7 protein-coding genes are annotated in these 11,609 nt (G+C 54.2%); 6 read left to right on the top strand and 1 reads right to left on the bottom strand.

Translation table 11 applies throughout. The features are described 5' to 3' along the window. The 6 genes from PMI41_RS25595 to PMI41_RS22690 all read left to right on the top strand — a co-directional run. The coding region (locus tag PMI41_RS25595) for a YadA-like family protein (protein ID WP_193372110.1) at positions 1-1,757 on the top strand (1,757 nt) is incomplete at its 5' end. Between the two features lie 11 nt (positions 1,758-1,768). Then, a complete protein-coding gene (locus PMI41_RS22710) occupies positions 1,769-2,344 on the top strand; it encodes an invasion associated locus B family protein (RefSeq protein WP_008128801.1) in 576 nt (191 codons plus the stop codon). A 134-nt stretch (positions 2,345-2,478) separates the two neighbouring features. Next, a complete protein-coding gene (locus PMI41_RS22705) occupies positions 2,479-4,017 on the top strand; it encodes a Do family serine endopeptidase (protein WP_008128799.1) in 1,539 nt (512 codons plus the stop codon). A gap of 133 nt (positions 4,018-4,150) precedes the next feature. After that, complete coding sequence (locus PMI41_RS22700) at positions 4,151-4,855, top strand: response regulator transcription factor (RefSeq protein ID WP_008128797.1); 705 nt, start codon at positions 4,151-4,153, stop codon at positions 4,853-4,855. Then, positions 4,852-6,249, top strand: coding sequence for a HAMP domain-containing sensor histidine kinase (locus tag PMI41_RS22695; RefSeq protein ID WP_008128795.1), 1,398 nt, complete (start codon positions 4,852-4,854; stop codon positions 6,247-6,249). The genes PMI41_RS22700 and PMI41_RS22695 overlap by 4 nt, the downstream gene beginning before the upstream one ends. Next, the gene (locus PMI41_RS22690) at positions 6,246-9,221 is read left to right on the top strand and encodes a bifunctional [glutamine synthetase] adenylyltransferase/[glutamine synthetase]-adenylyl-L-tyrosine phosphorylase (protein WP_008128793.1); all 2,976 of its coding nucleotides are present in this window, start codon (positions 6,246-6,248) and stop codon (positions 9,219-9,221) included. Before PMI41_RS22695 ends, PMI41_RS22690 begins: the two co-directional genes overlap by 4 nt. A gap of 1 nt (position 9,222) precedes the next feature. Here the strand turns inward: PMI41_RS22690 and PMI41_RS22685 are convergent, their stop codons facing one another. Next, positions 9,223-11,553 (bottom strand): ATP-binding protein, encoded by a 2,331-nt coding sequence (locus tag PMI41_RS22685; RefSeq protein WP_008128792.1) that lies wholly within the window; start codon positions 11,551-11,553, stop codon positions 9,223-9,225. Positions 11,554-11,609 lie beyond the last annotated feature (56 nt).

The following is an 11,609-nucleotide window of genomic DNA, read 5'->3' as shown; positions in this document are numbered from 1 at the left end:
CGCTGAAAACACAGGGTGATGCGCTTACCACACAAGGCAAGCAGATCGGCGAGCTTGAAACATCGGTCAAGGATCAAGGCGGTCGTTTGACTACGGCTGAAGGCGCACTGAAAACACAGGGCGACAAGATCGGTGCATTGGAGAAAAATGCCCTTCTGCATGACGGAACTGCTTATAATGCCAATCACAATGGCACCAAGAACCGGATTATCAACGTCGAGAATGGTGTTGATGTCAGTGATGCGGCCACTGTGGGTCAATTAGATGATCTCAAGCAGTCATTGAACGCCGGCAAGACCGGACTGGTGCAGAACGATCCGGCAGGTGACGAGATCAAGATTGGTGGTGATTCCACTGCCAATACCGTCAACATCGGCGGTAAGACCCCTGAGCTTGATGACAATGACGATCCGGTGAAAGATGCCAATGGCAATACGGTCATGATTGATGCAGATCGTACGCTGACCGGTGTTGCTGATGGTGTTGAGCCGAATGATGCGGTCAACAAGAGCCAGCTTGATGCGGTCGAAGAGAAAGCCGATAATGCACAGCTTGCTGCTGATAATGCACAGATTACAGCAGATGCTTCCGCCGAACAGCTTGAAGGCATAGGTGCTCACGAGACAGTTGCTGGCAGGATTGCGGAGGCTTCGGAAACGGTCGGCAAGTCAGTTGCCGGTGTGCTTGGCGGTGGTGCAACTGCTGACAAGGATGGCAAGGTAACTATGCCAAGCTTGAAGCTTACAAGTCTTGGCAATGATGCCAACGGCAGGCCGGTTACCCAGCCAAGCACAATCGTCGATGGGCTGAATGCTGTGGATGCGGTAGTCAAGGGTCAAGGCGACAGGCTGACAACAACTGAAGGCACTGTTTTGAAGCAGGACGGGATCCTTGCTACGGCCACGAAGGACATTGCCGATCAAGGCGGTAAGATTGCTGAGTTGAACAAGAATGACGAAGCATTCAACACGCGCTTCCAGGGCGTGGATCAGACAGTTGGTGATCTGAAAAAGCAGCTGGAGGCGGAAGCAAAACTCGCAGCCGAAAATGACGATATGTTGGACACCGTAGTTAATCACGTAGACTCACTCGACAGCAAGCTTGGTAATCTGGAAAACAAGGCTGTGGCTTATGACACAACGCCTGATGGCAAGAAGACTAACCAGCTCACACTGCAGGGCGGTGATCTGAATGCTCCGGTTCTCATCAAGAATGTAGCCGAAGGCAAAGACGATACTGATGCTGCAAACGTGGCTCAGGTGAAGAAGGCCACTGTAGAAGCGAATACTTACACTGATAAAGCAGCGACAACCACTCTAACAAAGTCGAAGACTTATACCGATGAAGTAGCGACAACCACGCTAACCAAGTCGTATGAATATACTGATACCGCTCTTACTAAAGTTGGCAACTTGTCTGAAACAGTCAATGGTATAGATGGCAGAACCGGCGCTCTGGAAACAAGAACTGGCGCTTTGGAAAAAGGCTTCGACCAGCTAAGCTCTGACATCAAGTCGGTACGCAAGGAAGCACATCAGGCGGCAGCTGTCGGTTTGGCTGCATCATCCCTGCGCTTCGATAACACACCGGGTAAGGTCAGTGTGGCCATGGGTGGCGCCGTCTGGCGTGACCAGGGTGCCATGGCATTCGGTGCGGGCTATACCAGCGAAAGCGGTAAAATCCGCACCAATTTGACAGGTGCGACCAGTGGTGGTGAGTTTGGTGTATCGGCTGGTATCAGCTTCACTCTGAATTAATCGGATACAACATGAAATTGCAAACAAGGCAGTTTATCGGGTACCTCGTTTGCATCATCCTGTCCGGCGCTTTACCCGCTGCCGGACAGGAGCTTCCTGTTTCAGACTATTCGATCAAGCCATCCGAAGTAGTGATTCCCCAAGGCGCTGAACTCGGTTCTTATCGCCGCACCGTTCAACCTTTCGAGAACTGGGAACTGCGGTGCGACGAAAATCTCAAGGCAAAGAAAAAAATCTGTAATGTAACGCAAACAATTCTCGATCAGGCGGGACAGTTTGCGTTCAGTTGGTCTTTGGCAGCCACTGAAGACGGCAAGCCATTGATGATTTTGCGGACACGCCCGGAACTGGGTGACAAGAAACCCATAGCACTTCGTTTCAGCGGGCGGAAAGAACCGGTAATTGTTGAAACAAATGGCTGTGATGCGGCCGTTTGCGTGGCAATATTGCCTGTCGGTCCGGTTATCAGAGAGCAAATAGCCAAAGCGGCCATTGCTCAAATATCCTACGAAATCAGCTCTTCCGGCTCTCTGGTTTTCAACGCTCCCCTGCAAGGGCTGGCGACGGCTGTCGCTGCCATCAAGTAAGCTGTTCAATTACCCAGCGCGCCAAACCTTACAAATTTGTCATGATGCGGAAATGGCGGGGTAATCTTCCTATGTGTATCACTGATGGTACAAACGATCATCAGCCGATCGCATTGCCCAAGGAGCACATCCAAATGTCGAATAATCTGAAATCTTCCCGTTACCGTAAGGGCATTGCCGCCGCCCTCCTGTCGTCAGCACTGGTCGGCGGCTTTTTGGCAACGGGTCCGCTTAGCGCAATTGCACCGGCGCAGGCGGAAGCTGTTCGCGTCGAAACCGCCCAGCAGCCGGGTTTCGCTGACGTCGTTGAAAAGGTCAGCCCCGCAGTTGTCAGCGTTCGCGTGAAAAGCGCCGTGAAGGAAAATGTGAGCAGCAATGATGGTTTCCCGGGCATGGATCAATTGCCCGATGATCATCCTTTGAAGCGCTTCTTCTACGATTTCGGTGGCGGTCAGGACCAGCCGGGACGTCGTGGTATGGAGCCACGTAAATCTCCACGCGACCAGAATCGCCCGGAGCGTATCCGACCGACCGCACAGGGTTCCGGTTTCTTCATTTCTGAAGATGGCTATCTCGTCACAAATAATCACGTCGTTGAAGACGGCTCCGCCTACACGGTTGTCCTCGATGACGGCACAGAGCTTGATGCAAAACTTATCGGCAAGGATAAGCGGACAGATCTGGCCGTTCTGAAAGTCGATGACAAGCGCAAGTTCACCTATGTCAATTTCGGCGATGACAACAAGGTTCGCGTTGGTGAATGGGTTGTTGCAGTCGGTAATCCCTTTGGTCTCGGTGGCACGGTAACGGCAGGTATTGTCTCGGCTCGTGGCCGCGATATCGGTGCCGGACCTTATGATGATTTCCTGCAGATTGATGCGGCGGTCAACAAAGGTAATTCCGGTGGCCCTGCCTTCAATCTCAATGGTGAAGTCGTCGGTATCAATACAGCTATTTTCTCACCATCCGGTGGTAGCGTGGGTATCGCCTTTGCCATTCCTGCACAAACCGCAAAACAGGTCGTTGATCAGCTGATCAAGAATGGCACTGTTTCCCGTGGCTGGATTGGTGTGCAAATTCAACCGGTAAGCAAGGAAATTGCCGAATCTCTTGGCCTCGCGGAAGAAAAAGGTGCGCTTGTTGCTGATCCTCAGTCCAATGGGCCTGCCGCAAAAGCCGGTATTGTTGCCGGTGACGTGATTACAGCTGTCAATGGTGACAAGGTTAGTGATCCCCGCGATCTTGCAAAGAAGATTGCAGCAATTGTCCCCGGCAAGGATGTTGAACTGACGGTTTGGCACAAGGGTGAAGCCAAGGCGATCAAGGTTGCGATCAAGGAAATGCCCGGCGACGAGAAACTCGCATCTGCGACACCGCAGCAAAATGATGAGCAAAAATCATCCGCGCTAGACGATTACGGTCTGACTGTGATGCCTGCCGACGATGGTGAAGGTGTTGTTGTGACGGACGTTGATCGTCAGGGCGATGCCGCAGACAAGGGTATCAGCACGGGCGACATCATTGTCTCGGTCAATAATCAGCCGGTCAAAAGCGGCGGCGATATAGATGCTGCAATTGCAGATGCGACCAAGACCGGTCGCAAGGCTGTGCTTTTGCAGGTTCAGACAAAAGACCAGTCGCGTTTTGTAGCCCTGCCAATCAATCAGGGCTAACAGCAGAACCGAGAAATGCAGCGGCGCTGCATCCCCACCCGCTAAGCGCCAATGCACAGGGCAACAGGTTCCTTCGATCTGTTGCCCGTTTTTCTTTCTGGTTTCACTGACTTTATCTGATTAGAGTAAGATCATGAAAATACTTGTCATTGAAGATGATCGTGAAGCGGCCCGCTACCTGGAAAAGGCTTTCACCGAAGCTGGCCACTCGGCAGATATTGCCGGTGATGGCGAGACGGGTTATGCGCTGGCCGAGCAGGGCTCATACGATGCTCTTGTGGTTGATCGCATGTTGCCCCGCCGCGATGGCCTTTCGGTTGTCGCTGCACTGCGCGCCCAAGGCAATGACACGCCGGCTTTGATCCTTTCTGCGCTGGGACAGGTTGATGACAGGGTTACTGGTCTGCGGGCGGGGGGAGACGATTATCTCACCAAACCCTATGCATTCTCGGAATTGCTTGCGCGTATTGAAGTCCTGCAGCGGCGCTCAAGCCCCAAAGAGGCCGAGACTGTCTATCGTGTCGGTGATCTTGAACTTGACCGGCTTTCGCATACGGCAAAGCGGGCGGGTCAAACAATCATTTTGCAGCCACGCGAATTCCGCCTGCTGGAATATTTGATGCGCAATGCCGGTCAGGTCGTTACGCGCACAATGCTGCTAGAGCATGTTTGGGATTACCATTTCGATCCCCAGACAAATGTGATTGATGTCCATGTTTCCCGGCTGCGCGGCAAGATCGAAAAAGGTTTTGATACGCCTCTGCTGCACACAGTGCGCGGTGCCGGATATATGCTGAAGGCTAATCCAGCCGAGATCAGCGCCGGAACCAATGGATGAGCCGTTTTCGCTCTTTGCTGAAAATGACGGCGGTGCGGCTGTCGGCTCTGTACTTGTTGCTTTTCACAATCTGCGCAATCGGACTGGTGTTCTATATGACCAGTTCATCAGTCAGGCTGCTGACCAGCCAGACCGAAACAGCAATCAATGAAGAAGTCGAGGGGATTGGCCGTGCCTATCAACGGGGCGGAATTGCCGGTCTTGTACGGTCAATCGATCGGCGCGGCAGGCAGCCGGGCGCTTTTCTCTATCTGGTTGCAGACCCAGCCGGGCGTATCGTTGCCGGCAACGTCCAGAGCATTGAAGTCGGCGTGTTGCAGACCAATGGCTGGATATCGCGGCCTATAAGTTATGAGCGTTATACGGAGGGTACTGATCCGCAGACGCACACGGCCATAGCCCGCGTCATTGTATTGCCAAATGGCATGCGCGTCATGGTGGGGCGTGATCTGGGTGAGCCGGAACAGGTCCGTCTTGTGGTAAGGCGTGCGCTTCTGGCGGCTCTTGGAACAATGGGTATCGGTGCCTGTCTTATCTGGTTTTTTGTTGGCCGCCGGGCGCTGCATCGGATTGACGAAGTTTCAGTGGCCTCGCAGCGCATCATGGGCGGCGATCTGGCGGGGCGATTGCCCGTCAATGGTTCCGGTGATGAATTTGACCGACTATCGGAAAATCTCAATGGCATGCTGGCGCGGATACAGGAATTGAACGAAGGCGTTCGGCATGTATCCGACAATATTGCTCACGACCTGAAGACGCCGCTGACACGCATGCGTAACCGCGCCGAGTCCGCACTATCAAATGCCAAGACTACCAAGGCCTACCGGGCCGCTATTGAGGATATGATCGGCGATTCCGATGTTCTCATACGCACATTCAATGCCATCCTGATGATATCGCGCCTTGAATCCGGTTATTCCAGCGAGACTATGGAGCTTTTGCCCCTTTCTGTAATCGCCGAAGATGTTTTCGAACTATACGAGCCATCGGCGGAGGATGCGGGGGTCACATTGTCGCTCGGCCAGATGGATTCAACTCCGGTCAAAGCCAATCGCGAACTTGTAGGTCAAACCATCTCCAATCTCGTCGATAATGCCATAAAATATGCTGCGGGCGATGCACCGGTGGAGGTTAAGCTTTCGGTGGAAAAGCATGATCGCCGTATAGAAATCATCGTGAGCGACAATGGACCTGGCATTCCTGCCGATCAGGTGGACCGCGCTACGGAGAGGTTTGTGCGGCTGGAGGAAAGCCGTTCGCAACCCGGGTCTGGCCTCGGTCTAAGCCTTGCAAAGGCTGTCATGAAATTGCACGGTGGAGCTCTGGAACTGCATGACAATGCGCCAGGGCTGCGTGCAGTGCTGGCGTTTCCGGCGGGAGGGGACAATGCATGACTTCAAAAGAATCGAGCACTGGCGGGCAGCCGTTCTTTGATCTGAAACTGCGCAACCTGACACCACTCGACAAGAAGCAGGCAGCGGTATTTCTACAAGAGCTTTTGGATAAAGCCACAGAGCAGGAGTGCCCTGTTGGTACTGCCCTGAAGGATGAAAAGCCTGCCGCAGCTTTTATTTCGGCGGTTCTCGACCTTTCGCCTTATCTGCGAAATGTCCTCTTGCGCCGCCCTGTATTGATCGAACCTTTGTTCAACAGGTCGCTGGACTCCCGCCTTCAGGAATTGCTGCAGGAAATTGCAGATGTCACGCAGGCCGAAAGCGTCACTGAGACATCGATCATGACGGCGTTACGCCAAAAGAAACTTGAAGGGCATCTGTTGATTGCTCTTGGTGATCTTTCCGGCCATTTCTCCAGCAGCGATACAACTCTTTACCTCTCTAAACTTGCGCAAGCCTGTGTCGAAGCGGCTGTACGCTTCCTTTTGCGCGATGCCCACAATGCCGGGAAATTGAAGCTGCCCGATCCTGAAAATCCGGACAAGGATTGCGGATGGATCATTCTGGCCATGGGCAAGTTCGGCGCGTTTGAGCTGAACTATTCCTCGGATATTGATCTGATCGTTTTTATCGACGAGCAGAGCCCGGCAATTACCGACCCTTATGAATGCGTTGAAACCTTTTCGCGCCTGACGCGCCGTCTGGTACGCATTCTTCAAGACCGCACCGCTGACGGCTATGTATTCCGCACCGATTTGCGGCTTCGTCCTGATCCCGGATCGACGCCGCTTGCCATCCCTGTGGGTGCTGCCCTCAATTACTATGAAGGGCGGGGGCAAAACTGGGAACGCGCTGCCATGATAAAGGCGCGGCCAGTGGCGGGGGATATACAGGCGGGCAAACAGGTGCTGGCGGAGCTGGCGCCCTATGTCTGGCGCAAATATCTCGACTATGCCGCTATCGCCGATGTGCATTCCATCAAGCGCCAGATCCACGCCCATAAAGGCCATGGTGAAGTCGCCGTGCGCGGTCACAATGTAAAGCTTGGCCGAGGCGGTATACGTGAGATCGAGTTTTTCGTGCAGACCCAGCAATTGATTGCCGGGGGACGGTTTCCGCAGCTTCGCGGGTCCAGCACTGTTGCCATGCTTGGCGCGTTGCAGGGGCTGGGCTGGATCAGCGCCGAAGCGCGCGACACACTTGCGCAGAAATATGGTTTCCTGCGGGATGTCGAGCATCGCATTCAGATGATTGCCGATGAGCAGACCCACATATTGCCGGAAGATGACGAAAACTTCCGCCGCGTTGCTTGTCTCATGGGTTATCACGATACGGACACCTTCACGGAAGACTTCCGACAAGCCTTGAAGACCGTCGAGACCCATTACGCGGCACTGTTCGAGCAGGCGCAGGATTTGGCGGGAGAGGCGGGCAATCTGGTTTTTACTGGCGATGTCGATGACCCCGATACTTTGGAAACCTTGGCAAAGTTCGGTTTTGAGCGGCCAAGCGATATTTGCCGGGTTATCCGCACATGGCATTTTGGGCGGTACCGCGCTACGCAGTCGGCTGAATCGCGAGAAAGGCTGACCGAGCTGACGCCTGTGCTGCTGAAAGCATTTGGCGCGACCAGCCGCGCGGATGAAGCCCTCATGCGCTTTGACGAGATGATAAAGGGGCTTCCGGCCGGTATCCAGCTGTTCAGTTTGCTACAGTCCAATCCGCGCCTGCTTGATCTGCTCGTGCTGATCATGGGGGCAGCGCCACGACTTGCTGATATTATCACCCGCAAGCCGCACATTTTCGATGGCATGCTCGACCCCGCAATTTTTGCCGACGTGCCTACACACGCCTATCTGGCTGAGCGTCTCACAAGCTTTCTCGGACCGTCGAAGGTCTATGAAGATGTCTTGGACCGCCTGCGCATTTTCGCCGCCGAACATCGTTTTCTCATCGGCATAAGGCTGCTGACCGGCGCAATTGACGGCGCTCGGGCAGGCAAGGCATTTTCTGATCTGGCTGATCTTGTCATAGATAGCGCGCTCCACGCGGTCATCGACGAGTTTGACAGCAAACATGGCAAGATTAGTGGTGGGCATATCGCTATACTCGGCATGGGCAAGCTCGGCAGCCGTGAATTGACGGCAGGTTCGGATATCGATCTGATTCTCTTGTACGACCATGACGAAACTGCTGAAGAATCCGACGGCGCAAAACCACTCGCCCCTTCACAATATTATATGCGCCTGACGCAGCGGCTGATCGCGGCACTGTCTGCACCGACCGCCGAGGGTGTGCTTTACGAGGTTGATTTTCGCCTGCGCCCCTCCGGCAATAAGGGTCCGGTCGCCACTCATATCGACTCTTTTCGCAAGTATCAGCGTACGGAGGCATGGACTTGGGAGCATATGGCACTCAGCCGCGCCCGCCCTGTCGCGGGCGATACCGCATTCTTTGCCGAGATTGAAAAGGATGTTACTGAAATATTGGCGCTGCAACGCGATACATCGAAAATTGCCAAGGACGTTGCCGAGATGCGCGCCATGATCGAGGAAGAAAAACCGCCGCGCGACGAGTGGGATTTGAAGCTTGTGCCAGGTGGCATTATCGATCTTGAGTTCGTTGCGCAATTTGCAGTGTTGACCGGCAATGTCGAAGGGTCCGTTATCGCGCAGTCGACGGCAGAGGTGCTTGGCAAGCTCAACCCGGATTTGGTCGATCCGGCAACCATAGACACGCTGGTCGATGCAGCCAATCTCTATACGGTAGTAACTCAGCTTATCCGCCTGTGTCTCAATGGAGCTGCGAAGCGTGAGGATTTTCCGCCCGGGCTTGTGGAGCAGCTTTGCCGGTCATGCGATCTTCCGGATTTACAGCGGCTTGAAAGTCAGTTGAAGGACAGTGCCAAATCAGTGCGAAAAATCTTCGATGCGATTTTGAAAGATGCACGGAAACAGCCGAAGTCTAGTTGATCTAAGCAGCTTCAGCCAACCGCGTTGGAATGCGGACCGAGACAATCGTTCCGATACCTTCCTGCGAGCGGATTTTGAGGGCGCCACCATGCAATTGTGTCAGCGAGCGCGAGATCGCGAGACCAAGGCCGGAACCGGCATGGGATTTGGTGAATTGGTTTTCGACCTGCTCGAACGGCTGGCCAATTTTCTTCAGCGCAGATTTGGGAATGCCGCAGCCGGTATCCTCGATGGTCAGCACCAATGCGCCTGAGACCTTGCGAGCACGTACGGAGATGCGCCCGCCTGTGCTGGTGAATTTGACGGCATTAGAAAGCAGGTTGATCAATATTTGCTTGATGGCGCGGCGATCTGCGTCGAGTGTGACACACTCGTCGATGCGCGTATCTACTTTCACCTCTTTTGCCTGCGCTTGCAGGGATACAACACGCACTGTCTCGCGGATAAGCGGGCACAGGTCAATTTCTTCGCGGTCCAGTGTGAAATGACCAGCTTCGATCTTAGACATATCGAGGATGTCATTGATCACGTTCAAGAGATAATTGCCACTGGTGTGAATATCCTGAACATATTCAACATAACGGTCCGAACCCAACGCGCCGAATGTTCCCGTGTGCATGATCTCTGAGAAGCCGATGATGGCATTAAGCGGGGTGCGCAGCTCGTGAGACATATTGGCGAGGAATTCGGATTTCGCCCGGTTGGCAGCCTCGGCGCGTTCCTTTTCCACTGCGTATTTACTGTTCAGCTCGGTCAATTCCAGCGTGCGTTCAACTTCCGATTTGCGCGCAAGGCTGAGGTCATGAATTGTTGCCATCAGGCGGCGCTCGCTATCGATCAGCCGTTCCTCATGCACTTTCAACTGCGTGATATCTGTGCCGACGGAAACCAGCCCACCATCCTGCGTGCGCCGCTCATTGACCTGTAGCCAGCGGCCGTCAGCAAGTTGCCGTTCAAAGGTCAAAGCTCCATTACGGCCATGTTCGTTGGCCATGCGCTTTTCAGAAGCGAAGGCACGAATGCGTGGCTCCAACTCATCGCGGCCAATCCCGGGCAGCAAGCATTCATTGGCAAGGCCGGAATATTCATTGAACTTGCCATTGGACATGACAAGACGGTTTTCCGCATCCCAAAGGACGAAGGTTTCCGAAATGCTTTCGATGGCTTCGCGGATACGCTGGTCTGCCTGTGCAGTTGCCTGTGCGAACCTATGCTGCTCGCTGACATCTACAGCCACACCAACCAGATGCAAGTCGCCCAGATTGTCAGTGTCGGCGACCTGAGCGCGAACACGCATCCAGACCCAGTGACCTTCCGCGTGACGCATGCGGAACACCCGGTCCATCTGGGTAACTTCGCTGGCGGCTACCTGCGCGGCAACGGCATAAAGCTTGTCATCATCGGGATGGATGATTGCTGAAATATCACCGAGTGACAGGATGGAGTCATAGGCCTCGTAACCCAGCATCTCATACATCGAGCGTGACCAGTAGACACGGCCACGTGCCATGTCCCAATCCCACAGGCCGCAGCGTCCGCGGGCCAGTGCCGTATCCACCCGTGCCTGCGTATGCTGGTAGAGCGCATCCGCATCCTGCGCCCGGGCTGACTGGCTGAAATATGCGTAGAGTACGATCAGCATGATCGTTGCAGTGCCTGCGAACATCGTGACATTCATTGAAACGGTGCTACGCCAGTCAGCGAAAATCGCTTCCACTGAATGCGCAACCAGAACGGAATAGGCATTGTTTTCAGAGCGGGAAAAGGCGGCAAAAGCTGGCGTACCCTCTACCTTCACCGGCATTGCACCCGCTCTTGCTCCAAAAAGAAACAGTGGCTGACCCTCTGTAATAAAGGCTTCGAGGTTCCTGTTGCGCCAATGATCCATACCATCGGAGGCAGCAACAATATTGGCTTCAGGGGTTGCTATGGCAAACCACATTCCATCCGGGATCAGATCGTTCGAGCGCATTTCGCTCAGTATGTTCTGCAAATCTCCAGCACCAAGAGTCTCGCCCTTGTTCATGCGGTTATCGATGACGCTGGCCACATGGCTGGCAGCAATTGCAAGCGTGGCGCGTGCAGTACGTTCGGTATCGTCGCGCCAGGCAAGAAGCGACATCGAACGGACGACAGCAAGGACGAGCAGGAAAACAATAATGAGTGGCGGGATGGCACGGCGCAGATACGGCTCAGCTGCAAGCAGCTTTCCGTAAGCAGGGTCAGCAAGAAGTCTTATGTGTCCGGAAAGCTTGTTGCGCGGCTTTGCCCCAACCTTGCTTCCGGCATAATTCTTCCCCGTCGGCGCGCGATACGCGTCCGCATTTGCCATCGAGTGGCCCCCTCATTTTGCCTTTGTATTCAGTGATTTGCTTCGACACGCCGCAC

The organism is Phyllobacterium sp. YR531, assembly GCF_000282595.1.
Lineage (GTDB): Bacteria > Pseudomonadota > Alphaproteobacteria > Rhizobiales > Rhizobiaceae > Phyllobacterium.
The sequence above is the reverse complement of the archived record's forward strand: the minus strand, read 5'-3'. Positions and strand labels throughout refer to the sequence as shown.

What these genes read in the sequence shown, in the direction of transcription:
- PMI41_RS22710 (WP_008128801.1), top strand. Translation starts at nt 1,769, where the DNA reads ATGAAATTGCAAACAAGGCAGTTTATCGGGTACCTCGTTTGCATCATC.
- PMI41_RS22705 (WP_008128799.1), top strand. Translation starts at nt 2,479, where the DNA reads ATGTCGAATAATCTGAAATCTTCCCGTTACCGTAAGGGCATTGCCGCC.
- PMI41_RS22700 (WP_008128797.1), top strand. Translation starts at nt 4,151, where the DNA reads ATGAAAATACTTGTCATTGAAGATGATCGTGAAGCGGCCCGCTACCTG.
- PMI41_RS22695 (WP_008128795.1), top strand. Translation starts at nt 4,852, where the DNA reads ATGAGCCGTTTTCGCTCTTTGCTGAAAATGACGGCGGTGCGGCTGTCG.
- PMI41_RS22690 (WP_008128793.1), top strand. Translation starts at nt 6,246, where the DNA reads ATGACTTCAAAAGAATCGAGCACTGGCGGGCAGCCGTTCTTTGATCTG.
- PMI41_RS22685 (WP_008128792.1), bottom strand. Translation starts at nt 11,553, where the DNA reads ATGGCAAATGCGGACGCGTATCGCGCGCCGACGGGGAAGAATTATGCC.